This is a genomic window from Saccharospirillum salsuginis (assembly GCF_014651855.1).
Classification (GTDB): domain Bacteria; phylum Pseudomonadota; class Gammaproteobacteria; order Pseudomonadales; family Natronospirillaceae; genus Saccharospirillum; species Saccharospirillum salsuginis.
The window spans coordinates 256,250-279,536 of record NZ_BMXR01000008.1 but is presented as its reverse complement, the minus strand read 5'-3'; the positions used below and the strand labels follow the sequence as shown (position 1 = coordinate 279,536).

The window sequence follows — 23,287 nt, the reverse complement described above, 5'->3', positions numbered from 1 at the left end:
ATTTGAACCATGCGTATTCTATTCACCGGCGGCAGCGGCAAAGCCGGCCGACACGCCATCGCCCATCTAATCGAGCAAGGCCATCGTGTCACCAACGCGGATCTGGTGCCGCTGGACATACCGGGCGTGGATCAATTGCAGGTGGATCTGACCGACGCCGGCCAGGTCTTCAATGCGCTGTCCGCCTATGCGGGTTTCGATGAACTGGACCCCGGCACCGGCGTACCCCGGTACGACGCCGTGGTGCATTTCGCGGCCATACCGCGCATCCTGCTGAAACCGGACAACGAAACCTACCGCATCAACACCCTGAGCACCTACAACGTCCTCGACGCCGCCACCAAGCTGGGCATCAACAAGGTCGTCTTCGCTTCGTCGGAGACCACCTACGGCATCTGCTTCGCCGACGGTGAAAAGAAACCGGACTATATCCCGATCGACGAAGAACACCCGACGGTGCCGGAAGACAGCTACGCCATGTCGAAGGTTGTCAACGAAGTGACCGCCCGCAGCTTCCAGGCCCGGACCGGCATCGACATCTACGGCCTGCGCATCAACAACGTCATCGAGCCGCACGAATACATTCAGAACTTCCCCACCTACTTCAAGAAACCGGAGCTTCGCCGGCGCAACATCTTCGCCTACATCGACGCCCGCGACCTCGGCCACATGGTCGATTGCTGCCTGAAAACGGACGGACTGGGGTACGAAGTCTTCAACGTCGCCAACGACGACCTGTCGGTGGACATCACAACCGACGAAGTGATCGAACGCTTCTACAAAGGCCTACCGGTCAAACACCAGATGGGGACAACGGAAACCTTCTATTCCAACGAAAAAGCCAAACGCCTGCTAGGATTCCAACCCAAACACTCCTGGCGCGACGTCCTGGAATAAACTGGGGCTCCGCGAACACGTAGGGCAGAAGAGCCCGAAGGGCGTTATCTGCCGTTAACATTAAGAAGCCAAGAAGTTGGAGTTTAGGGAAAACAATTACAAACCAACGCGTTACCCTTCCACCTTCTTGGACATCCCAATCATTGTCACTCCAAATCCGAGCCTCTTGTTGAAATCGAGCATCGTTTGATTCTGGGCGTGGACATGGGTCCGAATCTCACCGACACCTAGGGCTAGCAACCAGTCTTCCATCTGCCGTTTCAACTCCGTAGCCACCCCTTGACGCCGGCATCCAGGCCGTACCCAAAGCGACATCAAATAGGCTGGTTGTCGGGTCGGTTCGACACCGACTCGTGCCCAATGCATACCGACTATGTCCAAGTCCGAATTGCGCACCAGCAATACATGATTCCGTCCATGCTTGTGGTCCTGAATCATGGCAATGGTTTTATCAAGATCCTCCTGGGTGTATCGATGATGTGGATCCCATTCTGTTGGACAGTCATGGTGTATTCGCGCCACGTCGACCACAGCCTTTTCATCCGATACATCCAGCGTCTCGAATCGAAAGGTTGTCATGGGCCTTGCCAATCCCTGGCCAACAAACCATACAGATGGCTATCGGTTATTTTGCCCCCAATCTCCCAGCGTTCCCTCAACTCGCCTTCTTTCCGAAAACTGAGACGTTCCAGCAAGGCTCGAGAAGCGGCGTTGTCCGGATCGATATCCGCTTCCAGCCGTCGCATTTCCAAGGCACCGAAGGCATGTTCAATCAAGGCGGTCATGGCCTCTTTCATATAACCCTGCCCCCAATAGTCAGGGCTCAATAGATAGCCCACCTCGGCGCGGCGGGAACTTTTATGAATATTGTGTAGTGCGGCCTTGCCGATGACCGATTGGCCCTGTGCCAATTGAATGCTGAAATCGTAGTAGTCCTTCGTCTCCCAACCCCGAATGCTGTTTTCAATGACCTTGACGGTCTCTTCGATATCGCTATGGGGCGGCGTGCTCCAATACCGCATCGCCTCTCGGTGGGAATAGACTTTAAAGAACGCAGCGGCGTCTTCCGGCTTAGGTTTCCTGAGGATCAGGCGGGTGGTCGTGATCAATGGTGGCTCCCTGAATGACATTCTCTGTCATACAGCCTACCGACGTGCTGTCATTTCTTCCAGAACCGCTTCACAAAACGCCAGCCAGCCTTCCGCCGAAAAGGCAATGGGTCTGACATCCAGCACCCTTTGCATGGCCGCCTCTACGGTCAGCCCCTTGTTTTGAACCAGATAGGCGGCCATCGCCAATCCGGTTCGATCCTTGCCCGAGCGGCAATGAATCAGGACCGGCCCTCGGTGCAGGGTCTGGTCGATAAAGGAGAGGATCCTCGGCAAAGCGGCCAGGCATATGGCGGCGTCGCCTTCTCTGGGGGGCGCATTATCGGCCAGCGGGATATGGGCGTAGTCGATGCCCAAATGGCGGATCAGGGTTTCGTGGACGGCTTCCCCGTTGTTGACGGAGAGGATGCCTTTGAAGCCGGCTTCCGCGATCTCGGTCAGATCCCAGGGATCCTTGTTCGGGCCGGATCGGCCGGCGATTCGGTTGGGTTCCAGCCAGAAGGTGTGGTTCATCCGGTTTCTTTTGAGTCGTAGGTATGGGTACCGTGGAAGATTGATTTGCCATTGGATTGACTACTGGCTATGCATTCTTCCACGGCAGATAACGCTTTCAGCCCGAAGTGTCGGACCACTTCTGCCCTACGGTTCGAGCCCGCGGCATTAGGGTCCTTGCATATGTTTAGGTGAGCAGGCCTTTTTTGTAGAGGTTTTCGAAGCAGTAGTTGGTGGCTTCTACGAAGCCTTCTACCGAACCGCAATCGAAACGGGTGCCTTTGAAGCGGTAGGCCATGACGACGCCGTCCTGGGCCTGTTGCATCAGGGCGTCGGTCAGCTGAATCTCGTCACCCTTGCCCGGAGGGGTTTCGCGCAGGATGTCGAAGATGTCCGGGGTAAGGATGTAGCGGCCGATGATGGCGAGATTGCTGGGTGCGTCTTCCTTTTTCGGCTTTTCGACCATGCTCTTCACGCGGTACAAGCCGTCTTTCATCGCTTCGCCTTCGATGACGCCGTACTTGTGAATTTCGTCTTCCGGCACTTCCATCACCGCGACCACACTGCAGCGAAACTGCTTGTATACCTTGACCATCTGCCCCAGGACGCTGTCGAACCCATCGTCGGGAATGCAAAGGTCATCCGCCAGGACAACACCGAAGGGCTCGCTGCCCATCAGGGTTTCACCGGCAAGAATGGCGTGACCCAGCCCTTTCATTTCTTTCTGGCGAGTGAAAGAGAAGATGCCCTCTTCCATGACGTGACGAATCGATTTCAGGTAGACCTCTTTGCTGGAACCGCTGATCTGGTGTTCCAGCTCATAGGAGATGTCGAAGTGGTCGGCGATGGCGCGCTTGCCGCGACCGGTGACGAAACCGATTTGATTCAGGCCGGCCTCGATGGACTCTTCCACCCCGTACTGCACCAGGGGCTTATTGACGACCGGCAGCATTTCTTTCGGCAGTGCCTTGGTGGCGGGCAGGAAGCGGGTGCCGTACCCGCCCACGGGAAACAAACATTTGCGAATCATTTCACGTCCTCTGATGAGTATTTGGCTACCTTCTGAACAATCCGAAGGATGGTACAGCCTGTGTCTTGCAATTCCCTGACCACGATTCACATTGTGGCGCGGTGTTTGCCATACCATTCCCATCGGGATGGCCCCGACGCGCCGTACGCACTGCTTTGACGCACACGAAGGCCCGGTTTGGCGGCAGCCTCTGGATTTGCGGCCATTCTGCACTAAATCCGACCCCGGCACCATGGTGGTGCGTGCCCTCGGTCGGCACAATCATGATAGACCACCAGTCGGGAGAAACCGATGACACGACCTGAGGATCGCCTCAAGACCCTGCGGGAACGGGCGCGGCAGCGCCTGGCGTTTTTATACGGTGAGGAACGGGCGGACGACATCACGGGCCAGTTGCTGGGCCTCGTCCAGCGCTATCAGAGCGCCATTCACCACCATACCCGGGCAACGGGTTGGGATGAAACCGATACCCTGCTGATCACCTATGGCGATGCCATTCGCCACCGGGACGAACCGGGATTGCTGCAACTGGAACGGTTCCTGGAACACTTCTATCCGGACCGGATCACCAACATCCACCTGTTGCCCTTCTTCCCCTACAGTTCGGACGACGGTTTCTCGGTTATCGACTTCAAACAGGTTCGGGAGACGGTCGGCCACTGGGACCACATCGACGCTCTGGCCCGGCGGTTCGGCCTGATGTTCGACCTGGTCCTGAACCACTGCTCGCGGGAGAACCTCTGGTTCATCGATTTCATCCAGAACCAGGAACCCGGCTGTAACTTTTTCATCGAACTGGACCCGAAAACCGACCTGTCCCGGGTTACCCGGCCGCGCAGTTCGCCTCTGCTCGCGCCGATCAACACCCATCGCGGCACCCGCCATGTCTGGGCGACCTTCAGCGAGGACCAGATCGACCTGAATTACGCCAACCCGGACGTGCTGCTGGCGATGATGGACATTTTCCTCTTCTATCTCTCCAAGGGCGCTCGCCTGGTGCGGCTGGATGCCGTCGCCTTCCTGTGGAAACAGCTCGGCACGTCCTGCATTCACTTGCCGGAAACCCATGAGATCGTCAAATTGATGCGGGACATCGTCGACGCCGTGGCGCCCTGGGTCATCCTGGTCACCGAAACCAATGTGCCGCACGCCGAGAACCTCTCCTACTTCGGTGACGGCGACGAAGCCGGCATGGTGTATCAGTTCGCCCTGCCCCCTCTGGTGCTCTACACCCTGAATCGGGGCAACGCGGATCTGCTGACCAACTGGGCGATGTCGCTGGCCCCACCCCCGGAAGGCGGCACCTACCTCAATTTCACCGCCAGTCACGATGGCATCGGTTTACGGGCGCTGGAAGGCATGCTGCCGAACTACGAGGTCCAGAGCCTGCTCGACTGCATGCACCAGTTCGGCGGCTACGTCAGCATGAAGGCGAACCCCGACGGACGGGACACTCCCTACGAAATCAACATCAGCTACTTCGACGCCTTGCGTGGTACCCGCACCGGTTCCGACCAATGGCAGATCGAACGGTTTCTGTGTTCCCAGACCCTGATGATGAGTCTGCAGGGCATTCCGGCGTTTTATCTGCAATCACTGATCGCCGCGCCCAACGACCTGGCCGGTGTGGAACGGACCGGTCGGCTGCGGTCCATCAACCGGAAAGTCTGGCCATGGCGGGAACTGAACCCGGTCATGACCGACCCGCGCCATCCGTCCCACATTGTCAGTACCGAGCTCAATCGACGCATCGAACTGCGCCAATCCCTCTCGGCTTTCCATCCCGACGCCCGCCAGCGGGTTGAGGATATGGGCTCGGCCCTGTTCGTGGTGCGACGGGAGGGGACGAATGAGCGGGTGTATGCCGTGTTCAATGTGACAACGGTGGCGCAAACCTTGTCGTTGGATCGTTTGCTGGCCGGACGGTGTGACGGCGAGTTTCGGGATGTAATCGGGGAAGAGACCTACCGGGGGGATGAGGACCTGGTGTTGCAGGCGTATCAGGGGGTTTGGCTGGTGGTGACGTAGGAGCGCAGGCCTCTGCGCGATTTTTTTGGGTGCCCGATACCACTGAGTCGCGCACAGCGTGCGCTCCTACGAATGCTAAAAAACCCGCCTGCCGGAGCCGCCAATGGGCCTGGGATAAGCCCGGGTGGGTGGCGGCCCCTTACGGCAGGCGGGAACGGGAACCCGTTACATCAAAATAAACACCACGCTCAACGCGGTCAGCGCCCCGAGCGTGCCATTGAACCAGCGACGCTTGACCGGGTCTTCCAACCAGCGCCGCAACTGGCTGCCAAGCGCCGCCCAGAACCCGCAGCACGGATAAGTCATGGCAGCGAATGCGAAAGCCACCGCCAGGGCGCTCGGCCAGTAGGCATCACCCGGCAGACTGAAAGTGGCGATACCGGTCACAGCCATGGCCCAGGCTTTGGGGTTAACGACCTGAAACAGGGCCGCCTGCCACCAGCGCAGGGGTTTAGCGTCGCCATCGGCATCGGCGATGCCGCCGGCGGTGGCGATGTTCCAGGCCAGCCAGAGCAAATACAGGGAGCCGGCGATTTTCAAACCCCAGTGCAATTGCGGAACCGCCAGCAACACAGCGCCGACACCGGCCATCACCAACAGATTCAGCCCGAAAAAGCCGAAAAAGATCCCGGTGATGTGCGGCAATGTCCGTTTGAACCCGAAGTTCACGCCCGAGGCCGTGACCATCAAATTATTGGGGCCCGGCGTGATGGTGACGCTCAGGGTGTAGACCAACACCGGCACCAGGAAACTCAGCGTGATCACGTCCATTCAACGAACCCTCTCAAATAAGTACGCGCCTGACCGCGCATGCGGACGCGATCCCCGTCCAGGACGCATTCGATCTGGCCCGGCCGGCTGGAAATCTGCCGTCCGACCAATTCCGATTTGCCCAGTTTTTCCGCCCAATACGGCACCAGAATCGCATGGGCCGAACCGGTAACCGGATCCTCTTTGATGCCCACTTCGGGACCACCAAAAAACCGGGAGACGAAATCCACACCGTCCCGGTCGCTGCGAGCCGTTAGAATCACACCCGACTCCAGGGATTCACAGCCACTGAAATCCCGACTGAATGCCGCCACCTCGGCTTCGCTGGCCAACACCACAAGCTCTTTAATCGCGGAACGCACATCCTGAGGTTTCAATTCCAACCGCTCGGCCACATCCGCTGACAACTCCGCCGGCTTCGGCATCAGGGCCGGAAAATTCAACTCGATCAGGTCGTCGACCTTACGCACCCGCAATTCGCCGCTGGCACTGTTGAACCGCAGTTCATCGTGCGGCCAATGCAGCTCCCGCCACAGCACATGCGCGCTGGCCAGGGTTGCGTGACCGCACAGGGGCACCTCTTTGCTGGGCGTAAACCAGCGAATGCGCCAAGCATCGCCTTCCGGCCATAGAAAGGCGGTCTCGGACAGATTGTTTTCCTGCGCCAACCGCTGCATGACGTCCTCGTCCAGCGGGGCGTTCAGCGGCATGACGGCCGCCGGGTTGCCTTCGAATACAGCGTCGGCGAAGGCGTCGACCTGATACAAGGGATAAGCCAAGTGTCGTTCTCCTTACGTTTTCGGGTTAGTTCTCGAATTCCAGAGTGCAAGGTTTAGTGCCATAACCCGCGCCGGTTACCGGGTAGACTTATGCGGGTGGTGCGACACATCGCTCGCCGTAAACCCGTCCATGGGGGCTTGACGACCGCCGTCCGGGCGGCCGACATCCCCACATAGGTCTACCCGGCATCCGGCGCTAGCCTTTTGCAAACTTACAACTCGAGTTAATCAACCAGCTCTACATTGATACGCTTGTTTTGCTTGCCTTTGCTTTTGATGCTCGGGATGTGCACCGCCCCGATCTCGCGAATGTCTTTCAAATGGGTTCCACCGCAGGGCTGAAAATCGAGCCCGTCGATGCGCACCATGCGAATGTCACCATGGCCTCTCGGCGGCTGGACGCTCATGGTCCGAACCAGGTCCGGCTGTTCGTCCAGAATGTTTTCCGGCAGCCATTCGGTGCTGACCGACGCGCCCTGTTCGATCAGAGCGTTCAATTGCGCTTCCAGTTCCAGCTTGTCGATCGGCGTACTCAAATCGAATTCAGCGCGGCTTTGCTCGGCGCCGACATTGCCCCCGGTTACCGGATCCTTGATCAGATGACACAGCAGATGCAGGCAGGTGTGCATACGCATATGGCGGTAGCGGCGCTCCCAGTTGAGCGTCAGTTCGGCGCTGTCGCCGGGGCTGGCGTCGATCGGTTCCGCCAGGTGATGCTCGATGCGCGACCGATCCTTGCTGTAGCGCGTATCGACAATATCGACCGTACGCCCACCCACGTTGACTCGACCGGTATCGCCCGGCTGACCGCCGCCATGGGGGTAGAACAAGGTGTCTTCCAGTACCAGCCGTTGCTCGTCCAGAGAAACGACCTGGGTGCTGAGTTCGGTCTGATAGGGGTCGCGGTAAAACTGGTAGAGACTCATCGGGCATCCTTTTGTATTCAATTCTTGTCAGAGATTGAACTAAAAAAATCGAGACAATTGATATTTTGTTTCGTTTTTTACTTGGACAAAGGCCTGTATTTGCAGTGTAATTAGCGAACATTTGACTGCAAGCATTACTTTGTCACCATGACAATTCTATCGCTCGACGGCCACACCGGCCCCAAATACAAGGCGCTGGCCAACCGCATCGAACAGGCCGTGCAGGACGGCGCCCTGCGCCCCGGCGATCGACTGCCCACCCACCGTCAATTGGCGGAAGAACTGGGCGTCACCGTCGGTACCGTCACCCGCGCCTATGCCGAAGCCGAACGGCGTCGACTGGTCGAAGCCCGGGTCGGCAGCGGCACCTTCATTCGCGGCTCATCCCTGTCCTCCGGCCAGTTCCAGGTCACCGACTCCACCGTCGACACCGGCATCGACCTGGGGTTCAGCATCGCGCTCGAACTCGACCAGCCGGACCACCTGAAACAGACACTGGCCAAGATCCAGGATTCCCCCGTACTGCCGCACCTGCTGCGCTACCAATCCGAATTCGGCTTGGAACACCACCGCGAAGCTGGCCGCCAATGGCTCAAAGACACCGGCCTCGGCGACTTCGACCGGGACGATCTGCTGGTCACCCTCGGCGGCCAGCACGGCTTTTTCGTCGCCCTGCACGCCCTGCTGCAAGCCGGCGACGGCCTCGCCTGCGAAGGCCTGACCTACCCCGGCCTGGTCGCCGCCGCCAACCAATTGAGCTTGCGCCTGATGCCGATGCCGTTCGACGATGAAGGCATGCTGCCCGACGTACTGGAATCCCAGTGCATGCGCCACCCGCCCCGGGTGCTCTACCTGATGACGCGGATGCACAACCCCACCGGCGGTGTCATGTCCGCCGAACGCATTGACGAGCTGGCGTTCATCTGTCGTCAATACCAGATCACGGTCGTCGAAGACGACGTACAGGGCTGCCTCGGCGACCCGAACGCCCCGTCCTTCTCCGCCCGCCATCCGGACATCACCGTCACCGTCGCCAGCCTGTCCAAAGCCTTGTGCGGTGGCCTGCATGTCGGTTTCCTGCGCGCCCCCGAACGCTGGGTCAGCGCCATCGGCGCCGCCTTCCGCGCCACCTGCTGGATGGCCATACCACTGACCACCGAAGTCGCCATCGACTGGCTGAACAGCGGCTACGGCCACCAACTGCTCGCCACCCAGAAAGCGGAAATCAAATGGCGCCAGGACGCCGTACGATCCCGACTGGCCGCTGCCGGACTGGACTGCCGCTGCGGCGGGTTCAACGTCTGGGTCGAACTGCCCCAGCCCTGGCGGGCCGTGAAACTGGTCGAACTGGCCGCTGAACACCGCATACGCATCAAGCCGGCCGAAGTCTTCGCCGCCGGTCAATTCGCCGCACCCCAGGCCATTCGCCTGTGCATCGGCGGCCGCGTCCAGCGGGACACTCTGCTCCAGGCGATCGACACTCTGGTGGAACTGATTCAAAGCCCCGGGTGTGCCCGGGATTCATTTACAAATATTTAGAGCCAGTTCGGGGACAGCCACTACAACGGGTTCGTGGCCGGGTTTGCTACCAAGTTCCGTGGCTGGGTTCGCCCCTGATGCAGGGCCGCAGTTTTGTGGCTGGGTCGGCTAATGGTTCCGTGGCTGGGTTCGCCCCTGAGGCGGGGGTAGCCCTCCCTGGGGTCGCCGTGAACCCGTCCATGGGGGCTTGACGGCCGCCATCCGGGCGGCCCACATCCCCAGGCAGGGCTACCCCCGCCTCTGGGGCTTGCTGCCGTGCCAAGGGCGTTAGATGACCACATATGGCTAGCGCCGGATGCCGGGTAAGCCTGTTCGGGGATGTCGGCCGCCTGGATGGCGGCCGCCAAGCCCCCAGGGATGGGTTTACGGCGACCCCGAACAGGCTTACCCGGTAGCCGGCGCGGGTTCTAGCACCCAAACCGACACAACACAGGTAACAGAATGGATCAATCTACCAAGAGCGGGGCACTCTATGCCCTGACCGCCTATGGTCTCTGGGCCATCGCCCCGGTCTACTTCAAGGTTATGAAGGACATCCCCGCGACCGAAATTCTGGCGCACCGCATCATCTGGTCCTTCCTGCTTACGCTCGGCCTCATTGCCCTGTTCAAAAAGCGCGACGTCCTCGTGGCCGCCCTGCGCTCTCCTCGTGCCCGCTGGGCCCTGCTCGCCTCCACCACCCTGATCGGTTTCAACTGGGGGATCTTCATCTGGGCCGTTAACGCCAACTATATGCTCAGCGCCAGCCTCGGCTACTACATCAACCCCCTGATCAACGTCCTGTTCGGCATGCTCTTTTTTCGCGAACGACTCGACCGGATACGCACCGTCGCCGTTGGCTTATGCATCGTCGCCGTCACTTTCGAACTGGTCCAGTTCGGACGCCTGCCCTGGATCGCCCTTGTCCTCGCCACCAGCTTCGGCCTTTACGGCCTCGTGCGTAAGAAACTGGGCGTCGACAGCTTCACCGGCATGGCTCTGGAGACCGGCCTGATGCTGCCCATCGCCGCCGGTTATCTGCTGTTCAGCACCAGCCCCAGCACCGACCTGACCGGCAACAGCGCCCTGACCAACCTGCTGCTGTTCGCCGCCGGTCCGGTCACCATGGTGCCGCTGATGTGTTTCGCGGCCGCCGCCAACCGGATCAGTCTGACCTCGCTTGGCTTCTTCCAGTACATCGCACCGAGCGGGATGTTCCTGCTCGCGGTATTCGTCTACGGCGAACCGCTGAGCCCCGCGAAGCTGGTGACCTTCGCCCTGATCTGGACCGCGCTCGGGATCATGACGTTTGATTCGTTGAGGAAGTTGCGGAAATCGAGGAAGGCTGTCATACCGGCACCGGCTGCTCCGTAGGGCAGAAGAGCTCCAAGCGACATCTGCCATGAGGGCGAAGCCCTCTTTATTGAAGTTGCACGGTTACAAGAGCGTGCTTCGCCCGCTGCGGCAGATGTCGCCTTAGGCTCTTCTGCCCTACTTTCCCAGCAACCGTATGTCCGCCACCAGGGGTAGATGATCCGACGCCACCCGAACCAGCGCCGAGTCCGGGATCTCGATCGTGCTCGCTTCCAGCCCCTGGCCGATGTAAATGTGGTCGATCCGAACCGCCGGCAGCCGCCCCGGAAAGGTCCGGCGGGGTCGGTGATCGTCGGCGGCATGCTGGGCGTCGCGCAGGTGTTTGTTCAGGGTCCGGCACACCGGGCTGGTCGGCCGGGCGTTGAAATCGCCGCACAGAATCACCGGTTCCCGGCAATCCGGATGCCCCAGCCAGTCCGGCCCCAACAGCGCTTCCACCTGGGCTTTGCGCTCCTGCGCATTCAGTCCCAGATGCGTGTTGATGATCTGCACCTCACGGCCGTGCAGTTCCACCGCCACCCAGAGCGCACCGCGCGGTTCGAGGTTGGGCTTGGTCGACAGGCCCGGCAGCAGGTCGGCTTTGACCAGTCGTTGCGGCAAATGGGTCAGAATGGCATCGCCATAGCGCTCTTCCTCGATGTGCATGGCCGGGTGAAAATGGAATTCCATCTCCAGCAACCGGGCGATGCGGTGCGCCTGGTCGACGCCTTCGCTGCGTTCGCGTCCGACATCCAGTTCCTGCAACGCCACCACATCGGGCCGGTTGCGGGCGATCACCCGGGCGATGCGGGCAACGTCGACCTTGCCGTCCATGCCGATGCAGCTGTGCACGTTGTAGGTCATCACCCGGAGCGTGTCCTCGGTGCGGGCACTGGGGCGACGCTGCCGCCGCCGGGTTGGATGAGATTCGCGTCCCAGATACGACAGTGCGGCCCGTCGCAGATCCAGCGGGCGCAGGTAGGATCGGGGCCGTTCAGGCAAAGGTGCGTCCGAAGGCAGCAACGCGAAGCCCTGGGTCTCCGACGGGCTCGGGCTGGCATGGCTGCCGTTTTCCATGGCGAAGGTGATCGGGTCGATACCGGCGCGCCACCCGACCATAACCAGATCGCCGGAGTACCGGTTTTCGCACAGGCGCACCAGATCGGGAGCCAGTTCGTCGAGAAAAGGGTGGTCGGCTCCGAACAACTTCGCCGCATCCTCCGGCAATTGGAACTCGCCGATCTCGGTATAGGCCCGAACCCGGCCCGGGGACTCCACCGCCAACACCACCGGAATACCGTGTTTTCCGGCCAGCTCGCGGGCCATGAAGGTCCGATCGTCCCCGGAAATCGACCAGGGAAAATACAGATGCCCCACCGGTCCCAGGGCGGTGACTTGCGGGCGACCGTGGATTTCCCGGGTATCGAAGCGCTCCACCGGCAGCAACCGCTGGAAGCGGCGCCCGCCCAGAAAACGGGCCCGTTGCGTCTGGTCGCCACTGCGTGACACGGGTTGGCTGACCGGCAGTCGGTTATCGAGCGTATTCAACGCCGTGTTCACGGCTTCTTCCAGACTGTACCCCTTCAACCGATCGTAGGTTGTCATTTCGCTCTGGCCGTGATCGGAGTAGACCCAGACTTCATAATGCCGCCAGGGTGACCGGTGCGTCGCGCGCCACAAGCGGGCGATGGCGTCGTCGATGCCTTTCAGCGTCCAGTGCGCGAACAGGGAGGTGGGTCCGCGCCGGTGGGACTGTTCGTCATAGCCCAGCAGGTTGATGTGAATGATCGGCAAACCCCGGCTGATGTCGATCTTGCCGCCGATCACGCAGAGTTCACGCAACAATATGGATATCGCCACCCGGGTGGGAACGAATTTCAGTTCCTTCAAAAAATCGAAACCGCCCACCATGCCTCGCACCAGATCGACCAGCGCCAATACGGTCTCCACGACCAACAAAGCACCGACACGAACAAAGCTGTACAGGTTCGTGAGCAGAAAGACGATCAGTACCAGCGGGTTGGCTTTGCGCAAGGATTGGCCCCACCCCATGGAGGATGGACAAAAGTGCGACTCCCGCGCGCCCCCGGTAAAATTGTCCGAGTAGGCGCTTCCGCCTTTCAACAGGCCTTCTTCCGCCTCTCGCTCCAGGTCTTCCTCCACCTTGGCGGCGACATTCGGTTCGTACATGCGCACGATGCGTTCGCTGGCCGGATCGCGAAAGGAAAACGACGGGACGACACACAACTTTCCATAAAAGAGTTCAGCCTGGACAGCCGGTGTGGTGGAGGGCAACCCCGAGTAGTGCGTGTGTAATCGATACTGCTCCCGATTCAGCAGCTGTTTCAGAAAAGGCATCTCACCCTTTTCCAGTGCTTTTTCCAGTTCGGGACGACTCAGACCATCCACCTGGATCATGACCAGCCCCGGCCGCGACGGTGAGCCTTTTGAAGGGGGGAGATGCAATAGCCGACCCAGCCAGACACTTCGGCTCAGATTGCGACGAATGCGACGAATCCAGACTTCAATTCGGGTCAGCATAAGGGTTAGGCATCATCCTTAGTGGGCTTCGGGTTACCCGATCGGCGGACCAGGGCTTCGCCAGCGCCCGCGACACTCTTCAGAATATCCCATTCCGTCCTGATGGCACGGGTAATCTCTTCCCAACGGCTTTCATGCACCGAGGATTGCGCCGCCGACTTGGGTTTGACCTCGAGAAAACAACGCAGGGCCTTGTCCGCCGACCGTTGCATCGAAAAGGCCTCGGCGGTTTCACGCACCGCCGTTCGCAGACGCTCGAGAGCGGGTTCGTCCAGTTCGTCCACCCAGGCCAGGGCATCACCGAAGGCGGATACATCGGCCTCGGGCAGTAGCCGGCCGTTGTGCCGGTCGACCACCACTTCGCGCACGCCCGAAGCGTCGAGCGCCACCACCGGCAAACCGGCGGCCATGGCCTCGGTCACCACCATGCCCTGGGTTTCGCTGGTCGAGGCAAAGGCGAAGACGTCCATGGCATGCAGGGCATTGCTGAGCTCGTCTTGCGGCAATACTCCGAGCATGAACAATCGGTCGGACAAACCCGCCTGTTCGAACGCCTGCCGGATTCCGGTCTCGCCCGGCCCGACACCGACGATCAGCACCCGCGCCCGGTCGTTTCGTTGCACGAAGGCCACCAGGGATTGCGTGAGGAATTCAAGGTTTTTCTCCGGCGCCAGTCGGCCAAGATGACCCACCACAAACGCCTCCTCCGGTATCCCCAGTGAGCGCCGACAGACGTCACCGTCGCCGTGATCGAAAGCCCCCGGAGTCACGCCGGTCGGCACCACCTGGACGGGCGTCTCCACACCCCGGTCCTGAATGATCCGGCGCAGGCTCTCACTGGGTGCGAACACCTGGTCGGCCAGGTTGGCGTATCGGGTACACAGTTCGATGACGTATCGCTTCATGGCCGGCGAATCGCCCGGCACGTAATGGGTGTACTGTTCATAAAGCGTGTGATGCGTGAACACCAACGGCAGGTCTCGATGGCGCGCCAACCTGACGGCTGTCAGTCCGAGCAGGAAAGGATGCTGGGAATGCACCAGATCCGGCTGGAAGGCATTGACCTCCTTGCTCAGATTCGGATGAATGGGCAAGGCCACGGAGAAGTCACTGGCGTTGAACCGACGCAGCGCGTGGACCCGATAGACGCCCTCCTCGTGGTCCGGTTGCCCTTCGAATTCCGGCGCGATGACCATGACCTTGTGGCCACGCCGGCGATACTCTTCGGTGAAAGCCGTCACCGAGCGGGCCACACCGCCAATATGCGGAGTGAAGGTGTTGGTCACGATCAACAGGTTCATGGTGTCATCCGTCCTCGGGCTCGAGGGTAACCGACCCCTCGGCCTGGTCCAGCGACCGGGTCTTGAACCCCGGCAGACAGACCGTCATGGGCGGCCATTCCCGGCGCCAGTCGCCGCGCCATTCCAGTCGCCAGCCGCCGCCGTCCTCGGGCAGGATGGCCAGAGACAGGGCGCCATAGGGCGTGGGCGCGGGGCCGAAACGTATGGGCTGGTTCTTCTCGAGCCACCGGCGCGGGACACCTTCGCACAAGCGCAATTCATCGCCCTCCTCCCGCACGAACAGATTGCGGATCATCAAAACCCATTCGGCGGAGGCCCAGACGTGATGGCCATCGCCCATGCAGCCGCCTTCTGTCAGGGGATGAATGGCCTCGGGCCACTGGCCGGTCGGCGATGCCAGATCGGCCACCGCATCCATCAATTCCAGATAGCGTGGATCACCCGCACGCAGCAACACCTGGGCGACGTGCAGGGTCAGGTAGGCGTTCAGGCCGGAATGAATCATGTCCTGATAGAAGGCGCCCTTGACGAAACAACGCTCCAGCAGAAATTCCACGCAATCGAGCAGGCGCGGGTCGTCCGGCCGCCACAACTGCAACGGGTAGCCGACCGCCAGCGAACCGATCGCCCCGGCATCGAGCCGGCGGTAGGGCGACGCCGGCATGCCCGGGCGGCCCAACCTGGCCTGGCATTGCTCCAGACTGCGCTCGATGGCCCGTTCGAAGTCCCGGGCGCCGGTCTCGAAGTCCCGGCCGTGACGGTCGGTTTGCTCCGACATCATGCGGGTCGCGGCGTGCAGACCCGCGACGCTCCAGAAATCGTCCCAGTAGTAGTAGTCGTTCGGGCCCAGATGTTCGGCACTGAACCCGGCGGGCATCAAGCCGGCATGGGGAGCGTCCAGATCATCCTTCAGGCGCTTGCGCAGGATCCAGCGCGCCCCTTTTTCGATCAGGTTATGCCACGCATGCGGCGGGTGATCGGTGAGATCGAAATAGCGCTTGAGAATCCACAACACCTCGCCATTGGAATCCCACTCCCCTTCCTGGGAGCGGAAATAGCCCAGCGCCGTCTGCCTGTCCGGAAACTGGTCGAGAGCACGTTCGGCCCGCTCGGTCAGGCCAACGCACAGCAAGGCGTGAATGATGTAGGCCGCATCCCGGAACCAGAACCGCTTGTAGGTATAGGGCCCGGGGTAGACGTCCTTCGGTGAATGCAGAATCAGCGAGGTTACGGCGGCATCGTACAGAAACTGGTACTGGGGCTCGGGGCACTCCAGCACGCAAGCCTGGTTTCGCAGCCGGCTCCAGGCATCGGCGTCGAGCCCTTTGGTGTGATCCGGCGGTAACGGAATGGTGGCCGTCAATTCGCGTGGTTCGCCCGCTTTCAGCTCGAACAGCGCCGCCGCCGTTACCATACCGACTTCGCAATGTCCGGTCTGCTGGTCATCGAGGTCGTGAAGATGAATGTAGACATCGCCGTTGTGGTAATCGGACACATGGTGGCGTTCGGCCGGCTGGCTGAACCGCACCTCGTGCTCATCGTTCACTGTCCAGACAGTGCGATCGCGGTTCAACTCGACATCGTGCACAAAGGCAATCCCTTCGGGGTTGGACGGCCGCAAGGACAACACCAGAGACGCATCCCGGTCGCTGCTGCCGGTCAATCGGATCCGGCAGACCGGCATCCCGCCTTCCAGCTCCACCCAGCTCTCGGAGCGCAGGCTCATGCCCTCATAGCGGGTGTCGGTCACCACGCTCGTGCCCCGCTCGAAGGTCTGTTCCTGACGCGACTCGGTGGCCCGACAGGGCAACAGACTGGTGCCGTCATCGCGCAGGATCCAGCCATCGAGTGACCAACCATCGTAAATCGGTGTCACCAGACCGCGCGGATCCACAATGGGCAATTCCTCGCAATCCGGATGTCCGACGGCGGTCCAGTTCCGATGACTGAGGTTGATGTGCGTGATCGAAAACGCCCGGGGCACGAATGAAGGATCGCGCGGGTCGAACTGTCGTTCGATCCAATACGGCCAGACCCAATCGAGGTTGTGCTGTATCACCCGGCTGTTGATCAAGCCCCGGGCGTGGAAGACCACACCGGCCCGCAGTAGTTCGATCGGCTCACCGACCTCGGAAGGCTGGGCGAAACCATGCAGTCGGGCCAACAGGGCGATGGGATCCAGAAAACCCTGTTTGCGGGCCACATAACGAATCGCGAAGCGCCAGGGGAGCCATTTCATCCAACTCACGGTGCGTCCTCCGTCAGGTTGTCAGTATCGGTGTAACGGGCCAGGGCTCGGCGCGCCAGTCGATTGAGATAAACCACAGCGATCAGCGTCGCCACGAAACCGGCACCATAAAGTGTCCACTCCAGCGGCGTGCGCCCGGTGTTGCGCACCCCGAGGGTGGTGATGTCCGCCGCCAGCGAACCGAGGTAGACGTTGTGCAGGGAAAACGGGGTAAAACCGATCAGGGTCCCAACAACATAACCCTGGAATGAAAACTTGGTCAGGCCGAAAAAATAATTCGACAACTTGCTCGGGAAGAAAGGGATCAATCGCGTCAGCAGTACGATCTTCCAACCGTTCGGCGTCATCTCCTGACTGACCAGATTGAGCTTGGCCTGCGAACGGACGAAAGCCGCCGCGCGATGGCCGAAGAAATACCGGGAAATCAGGAAAGCGACGGCCGCGCCCAGCGTGGACCCGACAACCACATAGATCGTGCCTTCCAACACCCCGAACACGAAGCCGGCGCCGGTGGTGAACAACACCCCCGGCAACAGAAACACGATGACCAGGGCCATCACGAGGATGAACATCACCGGTCCCCAAAAGCCTTGCGCGTCCACCCAGCGCAGCAGCACCACCACCTGCTCATGCACCCCGAAGTACACCAGCACGCCCAGTACCGCGCCCACGAACAGGATGCTCGCCAGGATGCCCCAGATCGGAGACACCTTGCGCGGCAATCGAATGTTGGTCTCGGTCTCGTCCATTGGCTTTCCTTATCCGCGACTGTGTAACTTAATGTATGGCCGTCCACTCACTGTAGGTGGAACCAGCGGGTTAGCAAGGTTCTATACATACGCCACCCGGACCCCGGTGTGCACATTGCGCTCCGCCCTATCCGTAGGGTGCGCACTGCGCACCATGACGCCGGTTCGTTCAGTTTCAAGCCATCGGATTTACCTATAGCGGCTATAGTGGCTATATCGTCTGACGTCGCCCCGAATAAAACCCCTGGCGTGCCGGTGATAACCGCACCCCCGCGAACGGCGTAGACTGCCGGCCAGGTTTGACGCCCTACCTCTTTCAGGAGACACGCATGAACATCGAGACCTTTTACGACAACTTGTGGCAGGACTACATCAACATGACGCCCCAGGCCGAGGCCATCGCCGACGCCCTCAAATCCCGCGGCGAGCAAGTCCTGAACGACCATGTCGCCTTCCGCACCTTCAACATCGGCCCGATTCGCCTGAAGGATCTGGAGCCGTTCATTCTGCATATGGGCTACACCCGTTACGAACCCTACAACTTCCCGGCCAAGAAACTCGACGCTTACGGCTACATCCCGCCGCGCGACGACCTGCCGCGCATCTTCCTGAGTGAACTGCGGGTGGAAGAACTGTCCGACAATGCCCAGGCGATTGTTCGCCGCCTCGTCGACCAGATCGACCCGAGCGACATCAAGGACGCCAGCGTGTTCTGGCGCGGACCGCTCTGGGAAGTACCGAGCTACGAGGAATATCAGGAACTGGCCGACGAGAGCGAATACGCCGCCTGGCTGAGCGTCATCGGCTTGCGCTGCAATCACTTCACCATCAACGTGAACGCCCTGAACCAGATCAACGGCATCGAAGAAATGAACGCCCTGGTCGAAGAACTCGGCTTCAAGGTGAACGAAAGCGGCGGTCGGGTAAAAGGGTCGCCGGCGGTGCTGCTGGAACAGGGCTCGACCAAGGCCAGCGTGATGCCGTTCACCTTCAAGGGCGGAGCGGTTCACGACGTCTCCACCTGCTATTACGAATTCGCCAAACGTTACCTGGATGACGAAGGCAACCTGTACCAGGGCTTCGTCGCCGCCAGCGCCGACAAGATTTTCGAATCCACCGATATGCGCAACAGCTGATGGTGTGTTGGGCGGGCCCGCCCCGCCCCTTTTTTCGGTGCTACACTGCCTGACGGTGACGCGTTTCCGCGTCTTTAGGGACCGACTCTCAGAGTCGTTCAAGGTAGAGGTGGCAACGATGAAACGCATCTGGATCGGCAGCGGCCTGGCCGCACTCACCGCCGTTTCCATCGGGTGGTATGGACTCGATGCGAACACGAATGACGCTCCCCCGGCGTCACACACACCCCCAACGTCCCTGCGTTCCTCCCCCGAATCCGCTCTCTCTACCCAAGGGTCCGACTCGACCTCGTCCACTCAAACGCAGAATCAGCGGGCATTTCTGGCTTACGAAGAATATCGACGCCTGTTCCGGGTCAGCGATGCCGTTAGAGAGTATCTGGACACACGCGACGCTTTGACGCCATCGGAACAGGATTATCGGGAAGTGGAGTTGCGGCGTCAGTTGAACCAACTGGAAGCGGAGAACAAGCTGAGTGCGGGCGAAGCACTGGCCTTGAGACTGGCGTTGATCGAGCGTGACGATGCACAGGCGAAAGCGGATGGGCTCGCCCTGATCGAGCGGTATGACCGGGAACGCAAAGCCCGGCTGGCGGCCTTTCGAGCCAACCCGGATCCTGAATTCCAAAACTACAAGACACGGGAAGCCGAGATCGTCCGGGAAGTTATGGCCATGGAGCACTATCCCGATGGCCTCACCCGCAACGAATACCTGGCCCGTCGGCTCGCCGAAGCCCGTCAGGCCGCCTACCGGTAGGTCGGGTCAGCGCGTCAGCGCGTAACCCGACAACCCTGTAGAATTACAGTGCCTGATCCAGCAACCAATACAACAGATTAAATCCTTTCTGATAGTCACTGACGGTATCGGTTTCAGATGCCTGCATCACCGCACCACTGCCTTCCATCACATTGTTCACGAAATCCCCCAGCTCCAAGCCGGCTTGCTGGATATCGCTGTTGTTGAACTCGATGATGGTGGTGCAATGGCTTTCGTTGACGTTGCGGAAGCGCGGCAGGTAATAGCCCCAGTTATCGTAGGCTTGCAACCGGGTTTTCAGTTGCTCGGTGTCCTGGTACCAACGTTCGTGGATGCGGGCCTCACGCAGATCCGGATCGGTCTCGTCGTAAATGTCCTCGTAGAACCGCTCGTACGAATACGAGGAATAGTTCAGGTCTTCCCAGAAATGCGTCTGCCCGAGCCGGTCGTCGGGGTAGCGTTCGGCGAGCGCGGCGTACAGCGTGCCCATGTCGTTCAGATCGAAGTACACCAGCTCCGATTGCAGGTATTCGAGCGGTCCGTCGTCCAATCCCCAGACATCGCGGATGGTCTCGTGCAGTCGCAACGACGGGTAGTCGGCATCGCTCGCCGTTCTGGGCGCGGGGAAAATCGGACCGCTGTCGTTGATCATGTAACTGCGCCCGGGCGCCAGATCACGCCGCAGCGGATGATAGTTGGCAATGCTGCCCGCACCCCCGGCACTGCACCCGGTTACCAGCATCTGGCCACTGCGTTGCAGGTTGTCCCGCAGCCAGCCGGTCACAGCCCGCATATTCTTGAGCCCGTTGTGATACCACACCAGGGGCTCGTTCTCGCCGGAAGGATCCTCATACAGGGCCACGCGATCGCCGGCGTAGATGTCGCCGGTGCAATAGGGAACATACACCATGTTCCAGTTCTGGGACTTCGTGGACGTCCACGGATGCAGACGGAACACGAACGGGCTGACCAGGGTGGCGGACGGGTTCAACAGGCTCATGTAATCGTCCGGGATGCCATCGGGGTTGCGGGCGCCGCGAATACCGGTCTGCCCGGTACAGCTCTCGTAGTCCCAGCAGGCACCGCCGCCTTCCATGTAGACCACCGTATTGCTGGTGTGGGCGACGCGATTGACGAAGAATTTGTACGGCGAGCCATTACCGCACAGGGCGCCGGTACTCGGATGCAATTCGACGGTTTGCCATTCAAGGTAGGCCCCCGGCCTGAAACCGTCGTCCACCGCCTCGGGGTTGGTCGTCAGCGGATAGGGTTGCGCCTGGCGTTCCGCTTCCGTCACCGGGTAGTCCGCCTCGGCCGGCGAAAACAGATAGCCAAGCGTCTGCCAGAACGAATAATCGCCCGGTTCCGCCTGGGCGGACAGCGAGGCCAGAGCGATGAAGGCTGTAAACACGGTTGTTCTTATTGATGTGTATGACATCTGGGATTCCCTCCAATCGTTTTTAGTAACCCGCCTCCATCCGATCGGCATCCTGGATTCAACGGCGCCCACCCTGGCGGACCGGAACCGCTGGAACGGCAACGGGTGTTTCTGAGGCTAGACGGCCCTTCCCCATTCGCAACTCCGCGTTTCACTACCCGTCGCCACCGCTTTGCAGTACCCTCGGAGCCCGAATGCTCTACCGGAACCCCTATGGCCTCCAATTCCGAGCACACACTGGTCTGGATGGACATCCCCGTCGCCGACCTGGACCGGGCGCTGACGTTCTATCGTCAGGTTTTGAACCGGACCCTCGACGACTATCGGCCGAACAACCCCATGGCTGTCGTGCGCAGCCCCGGCGGCGTCTCCTGCGCCCTGATCGAAAAACCCTCCGAGACCGGCCAGGGTTACGGGCCCCTGCCCTATTTCAATTGCGCCGGCCGGCTGGATCAGGCCCTGAGCCAGGCCAAACTGAACGGAGGCCGTATCCTGCAGGACATTCAATCCATCGAGCCCTATGGCTATCGCGCCATCGTCCTCGACAGCGAGGGCAACCGCATCGCCCTGCACAGCCCGGAGCGCTAGGTATGTGTCTGATGGTTCTCAACTGGCGGCCCGACCATGAGTGGCCTTTGTTGCTGGTCGCCAACCGTGACGAATTCCGCGAACGCCCGACCCATCCGATGCACTGGTGGCCCGGTGCCGATCGCGACCTGCTCGCCGGAAAAGACCTCAAGGCTGGCGGCACCTGGCTCGCGATCGACCAGAACGGCCGCTTCGCCCTGCTGACCAACATCCGCCCGGGGTACATCGGCAAAACCGGTTCCCGCAGTCGGGGCGAGCTGCCGATTCGGTTTCTGAACGAACACTTGAGCATCGAGGCTTTCCATCGCGATGTGGCCGAGTACCTGCCCGAGTACGGTGGTTTCAACCTGGTTCTGGGCGACGGCGAGCGACTGTTCTGGTTCAGCTCCAACCATCCGGACGGTCAATGGTTGGACGCCGGCATTCACACCCTCAGCAACGACGCCTTGAATACGCCCTGGCCGAAGACCCGAAAGGCATCCCGTCAGATGGCCGAGCACACCGAGCGGTTCGAGCAGGGCCTGATCGACGACCTGGATATCCTGACGGACCGGCAAGCGGCGGACGATTCGCAACTGCCGGATACCGGCGTGCCGCTGGAATGGGAACGGCAGCTGTCCGCGCAGACGATAACGGGTGAACGGTACGGCACCCGCTGCCGGACCTGGGTGCGGATGGACCGTCGGGGTTTTGTGGGTGTGAAAGAGATCGAACTGGATGCGTCCGGCGGGATTCGGCAGGATCGCGATTTTAGCTGGAACAGGCGGTAGAACCCGGCAACCCGATCGATCGTCAGGTCGGTCTGAACGGGTTAACGCAGCCGCCGATGTTCCTGCACCGGCATGTTGTCCCGCCATTCGGCCAGACGATCCAGATCGGTGTCGTACACCAGCCCGGCTTCGCCTTCGCCCACCTGACTGACTTCGCCCCAGGGATCGACGCCCATGGAATGACCCCAGGTTCGGCGTTTGGCGTCATGCTGGCCGCCCTGGTTGGTGGCCACGACATAGCACAGGTTTTCGATCGCGCGCGCCCGGCACAGGACTTCCCAATGCGCCCGGCCGGTCGACCAGGTGAACGCGGAGGGGGCGACGAAGGTGTCCACGTCCTCGTCCCGCAACTTTCGGTAGAGCTCCGGGAAGCGCAGGTCGTAACACACGGTGAGCCCCCAGCGACCCCAGGGCGTGTCCACCGTCACCGGTTCGCCGCCGGACTGGTACTGATCCGATTCGCGATAGCGACCCTGGGCGTCGCCGACGACGGCGTCGAACATATGGATTTTATCGTAGTGAGCGCGCACTTCGCCCTCGGCATCGAGCACATGCAAACGGGCTCTGGGTTTGGATTCCTCGCGAACGCGAACCGGTACCGTACCCGCGACGACCCACAGGCCGAATTCACGGGCCATCTCACGCAACGGCGTACCCACCGGACCGGTGAAGTCGGATTCGAAATTGGCGATGAAGGAGTTTTCCTTCACGCCGAACAGCGCGAACATTTCAGGCAGTTGAATCGCATCGCAGCCGGCATCCGCGGCCTGTTCGAAATGCCGCCGAACGTCATCGAGATTGGTCTCCACGGAGGGACCGCTGATCATCTGTGCCAGATACCATTTCATAAACGTTC

General features: G+C 60.7%; 21 protein-coding genes. 8 read left to right on the top strand and 13 right to left on the bottom strand.

Annotation, left to right across the window (positions count from 1 at the left end; translation table 11 throughout):
• Window positions 1-9 precede the first annotated feature (9 nt).
• Complete coding sequence (locus IE111_RS16845; RefSeq protein ID WP_189610873.1) at window positions 10-897, top strand: NAD-dependent epimerase/dehydratase family protein; 888 nt, start codon at window positions 10-12, stop codon at window positions 895-897.
• 111 nt (window positions 898-1,008) lie between these two features.
• On the opposite strand, the gene IE111_RS16840 is transcribed toward IE111_RS16845, so the two are convergent.
• From IE111_RS16840 to galU, 4 genes are all read right to left on the bottom strand, one after another.
• The gene (locus IE111_RS16840) at window positions 1,009-1,476 is read right to left on the bottom strand and encodes a GNAT family N-acetyltransferase (protein ID WP_189610871.1); all 468 of its coding nucleotides are present in this window, start codon (window positions 1,474-1,476) and stop codon (window positions 1,009-1,011) included.
• Window positions 1,473-2,006 (bottom strand): GNAT family N-acetyltransferase, encoded by a 534-nt coding sequence (locus IE111_RS16835; RefSeq protein ID WP_189610869.1) that lies wholly within the window; start codon window positions 2,004-2,006, stop codon window positions 1,473-1,475. The genes IE111_RS16840 and IE111_RS16835 overlap by 4 nt, the downstream gene beginning before the upstream one ends.
• A gap of 36 nt (window positions 2,007-2,042) precedes the next feature.
• Window positions 2,043-2,519 carry a protein-tyrosine phosphatase family protein gene (locus IE111_RS16830; RefSeq protein WP_189610867.1) on the bottom strand — a complete coding sequence of 159 codons (477 nt, stop codon included), beginning with the start codon at window positions 2,517-2,519 and terminating at the stop codon, window positions 2,043-2,045.
• Between the two features lie 166 nt (window positions 2,520-2,685).
• Entirely contained in the window at window positions 2,686-3,528 is an 843-nt protein-coding gene (gene galU / locus IE111_RS16825; RefSeq protein WP_189610865.1) for a UTP--glucose-1-phosphate uridylyltransferase GalU, read from the bottom strand.
• 291 nt (window positions 3,529-3,819) lie between these two features.
• On the opposite strand from galU, the gene IE111_RS16820 reads away from it, so the two are divergent.
• Window positions 3,820-5,556, top strand: coding sequence for a sugar phosphorylase (locus IE111_RS16820; protein ID WP_189610863.1), 1,737 nt, complete (start codon window positions 3,820-3,822; stop codon window positions 5,554-5,556).
• A 165-nt stretch (window positions 5,557-5,721) separates the two neighbouring features.
• On the opposite strand, the gene IE111_RS16815 is transcribed toward IE111_RS16820, so the two are convergent.
• From IE111_RS16815 to IE111_RS16805, 3 genes are all read right to left on the bottom strand, one after another.
• Window positions 5,722-6,327 carry a LysE family translocator gene (locus IE111_RS16815; RefSeq protein WP_189610861.1) on the bottom strand — a complete coding sequence of 202 codons (606 nt, stop codon included), beginning with the start codon at window positions 6,325-6,327 and terminating at the stop codon, window positions 5,722-5,724.
• Window positions 6,318-7,106, bottom strand: a complete 789-nt coding sequence (locus IE111_RS16810; RefSeq protein WP_189610859.1) for a PhzF family phenazine biosynthesis protein — start codon at window positions 7,104-7,106, stop codon at window positions 6,318-6,320. The genes IE111_RS16815 and IE111_RS16810 overlap by 10 nt, the downstream gene beginning before the upstream one ends.
• A gap of 224 nt (window positions 7,107-7,330) precedes the next feature.
• Window positions 7,331-8,032, bottom strand: a complete 702-nt coding sequence (locus IE111_RS16805; RefSeq protein ID WP_189610857.1) for an alanyl-tRNA editing protein — start codon at window positions 8,030-8,032, stop codon at window positions 7,331-7,333.
• A 147-nt stretch (window positions 8,033-8,179) separates the two neighbouring features.
• Between IE111_RS16805 and IE111_RS16800 the strand changes: the two genes are divergently transcribed.
• Both IE111_RS16800 and rarD read left to right on the top strand, forming a co-directional pair.
• Window positions 8,180-9,571, top strand: coding sequence for an aminotransferase-like domain-containing protein (locus IE111_RS16800; protein WP_189610855.1), 1,392 nt, complete (start codon window positions 8,180-8,182; stop codon window positions 9,569-9,571).
• Window positions 9,572-10,012: 441 nt separating this feature from the next.
• Window positions 10,013-10,924 (top strand): EamA family transporter RarD, encoded by a 912-nt coding sequence (rarD, locus tag IE111_RS16795; protein ID WP_189610853.1) that lies wholly within the window; start codon window positions 10,013-10,015, stop codon window positions 10,922-10,924.
• A gap of 117 nt (window positions 10,925-11,041) precedes the next feature.
• Here the strand turns inward: rarD and IE111_RS16790 are convergent, their stop codons facing one another.
• The 4 genes from IE111_RS16790 to IE111_RS16775 are packed head-to-tail and all read right to left on the bottom strand — an operon-like array spanning window position 11,042 to window position 17,742.
• Window positions 11,042-13,444 (bottom strand): endonuclease/exonuclease/phosphatase family protein, encoded by a 2,403-nt coding sequence (locus tag IE111_RS16790; RefSeq protein ID WP_189610850.1) that lies wholly within the window; start codon window positions 13,442-13,444, stop codon window positions 11,042-11,044.
• 5 nt (window positions 13,445-13,449) lie between these two features.
• The gene (locus IE111_RS16785; RefSeq protein ID WP_189610848.1) at window positions 13,450-14,745 is read right to left on the bottom strand and encodes a glycosyltransferase; all 1,296 of its coding nucleotides are present in this window, start codon (window positions 14,743-14,745) and stop codon (window positions 13,450-13,452) included.
• A gap of 4 nt (window positions 14,746-14,749) precedes the next feature.
• Window positions 14,750-16,984, bottom strand: coding sequence for a hypothetical protein (locus IE111_RS16780; RefSeq protein ID WP_229805408.1), 2,235 nt, complete (start codon window positions 16,982-16,984; stop codon window positions 14,750-14,752).
• Between the two features lie 5 nt (window positions 16,985-16,989).
• Window positions 16,990-17,742 (bottom strand): TVP38/TMEM64 family protein, encoded by a 753-nt coding sequence (locus tag IE111_RS16775; RefSeq protein WP_189610844.1) that lies wholly within the window; start codon window positions 17,740-17,742, stop codon window positions 16,990-16,992.
• A 329-nt stretch (window positions 17,743-18,071) separates the two neighbouring features.
• Here IE111_RS16775 and IE111_RS16770 point away from each other — a divergent pair, with 329 nt between their 5' ends.
• Window positions 18,072-18,878, top strand: a complete 807-nt coding sequence (locus IE111_RS16770; RefSeq protein ID WP_189610842.1) for a DUF1338 domain-containing protein — start codon at window positions 18,072-18,074, stop codon at window positions 18,876-18,878.
• A 118-nt stretch (window positions 18,879-18,996) separates the two neighbouring features.
• Window positions 18,997-19,635 (top strand): hypothetical protein, encoded by a 639-nt coding sequence (locus tag IE111_RS16765; RefSeq protein ID WP_189610840.1) that lies wholly within the window; start codon window positions 18,997-18,999, stop codon window positions 19,633-19,635.
• Window positions 19,636-19,678: 43 nt separating this feature from the next.
• On the opposite strand, the gene IE111_RS16760 is transcribed toward IE111_RS16765, so the two are convergent.
• Complete coding sequence (locus IE111_RS16760; RefSeq protein WP_229805403.1) at window positions 19,679-21,046, bottom strand: pectin acetylesterase-family hydrolase; 1,368 nt, start codon at window positions 21,044-21,046, stop codon at window positions 19,679-19,681.
• A 240-nt stretch (window positions 21,047-21,286) separates the two neighbouring features.
• Here IE111_RS16760 and IE111_RS16755 point away from each other — a divergent pair, with 240 nt between their 5' ends.
• Together IE111_RS16755 and IE111_RS16750 are read left to right on the top strand one after the other, a co-directional pair.
• The gene (locus IE111_RS16755) at window positions 21,287-21,661 is read left to right on the top strand and encodes a VOC family protein (RefSeq protein ID WP_189610836.1); all 375 of its coding nucleotides are present in this window, start codon (window positions 21,287-21,289) and stop codon (window positions 21,659-21,661) included.
• 2 nt (window positions 21,662-21,663) lie between these two features.
• Window positions 21,664-22,431: an NRDE family protein gene (locus IE111_RS16750; protein WP_189610834.1), complete on the top strand. Its 768-nt coding sequence runs from the start codon at window positions 21,664-21,666 to the stop codon at window positions 22,429-22,431.
• A 41-nt stretch (window positions 22,432-22,472) separates the two neighbouring features.
• Here IE111_RS16750 and IE111_RS16745 read toward each other — a convergent pair whose 3' ends face one another.
• A complete protein-coding gene (locus IE111_RS16745; RefSeq protein WP_189610831.1) occupies window positions 22,473-23,279 on the bottom strand; it encodes a carbon-nitrogen hydrolase family protein in 807 nt (268 codons plus the stop codon).
• Window positions 23,280-23,287: the final 8 nt, after the last annotated feature.

Bases quoted from the DNA above. Each gene is read 5' to 3' on its own strand.
- IE111_RS16800 (WP_189610855.1), top strand. From the start codon at position 8,180: ATGACAATTCTATCGCTCGACGGCCACACCGGCCCCAAATACAAGGCG.
- IE111_RS16830 (WP_189610867.1), bottom strand. From the start codon at position 2,519: ATGAACCACACCTTCTGGCTGGAACCCAACCGAATCGCCGGCCGATCC.
- IE111_RS16750 (WP_189610834.1), top strand. From the start codon at position 21,664: ATGTGTCTGATGGTTCTCAACTGGCGGCCCGACCATGAGTGGCCTTTG.
- IE111_RS16840 (WP_189610871.1), bottom strand. From the start codon at position 1,476: ATGACAACCTTTCGATTCGAGACGCTGGATGTATCGGATGAAAAGGCT.
- IE111_RS16790 (WP_189610850.1), bottom strand. From the start codon at position 13,444: ATGCTGACCCGAATTGAAGTCTGGATTCGTCGCATTCGTCGCAATCTG.
- IE111_RS16775 (WP_189610844.1), bottom strand. From the start codon at position 17,742: ATGGACGAGACCGAGACCAACATTCGATTGCCGCGCAAGGTGTCTCCG.
- IE111_RS16780 (WP_229805408.1), bottom strand. From the start codon at position 16,984: ATGAAATGGCTCCCCTGGCGCTTCGCGATTCGTTATGTGGCCCGCAAA.
- IE111_RS16845 (WP_189610873.1), top strand. From the start codon at position 10: ATGCGTATTCTATTCACCGGCGGCAGCGGCAAAGCCGGCCGACACGCC.
- IE111_RS16745 (WP_189610831.1), bottom strand. From the start codon at position 23,279: ATGAAATGGTATCTGGCACAGATGATCAGCGGTCCCTCCGTGGAGACC.
- IE111_RS16820 (WP_189610863.1), top strand. From the start codon at position 3,820: ATGACACGACCTGAGGATCGCCTCAAGACCCTGCGGGAACGGGCGCGG.
- IE111_RS16815 (WP_189610861.1), bottom strand. From the start codon at position 6,327: ATGGACGTGATCACGCTGAGTTTCCTGGTGCCGGTGTTGGTCTACACC.
- galU (WP_189610865.1), bottom strand. From the start codon at position 3,528: ATGATTCGCAAATGTTTGTTTCCCGTGGGCGGGTACGGCACCCGCTTC.
- IE111_RS16755 (WP_189610836.1), top strand. From the start codon at position 21,287: ATGGCCTCCAATTCCGAGCACACACTGGTCTGGATGGACATCCCCGTC.
- rarD (WP_189610853.1), top strand. From the start codon at position 10,013: ATGGATCAATCTACCAAGAGCGGGGCACTCTATGCCCTGACCGCCTAT.
- IE111_RS16805 (WP_189610857.1), bottom strand. From the start codon at position 8,032: ATGAGTCTCTACCAGTTTTACCGCGACCCCTATCAGACCGAACTCAGC.
- IE111_RS16765 (WP_189610840.1), top strand. From the start codon at position 18,997: ATGAAACGCATCTGGATCGGCAGCGGCCTGGCCGCACTCACCGCCGTT.
- IE111_RS16770 (WP_189610842.1), top strand. From the start codon at position 18,072: ATGAACATCGAGACCTTTTACGACAACTTGTGGCAGGACTACATCAAC.
- IE111_RS16785 (WP_189610848.1), bottom strand. From the start codon at position 14,745: ATGAACCTGTTGATCGTGACCAACACCTTCACTCCGCATATTGGCGGT.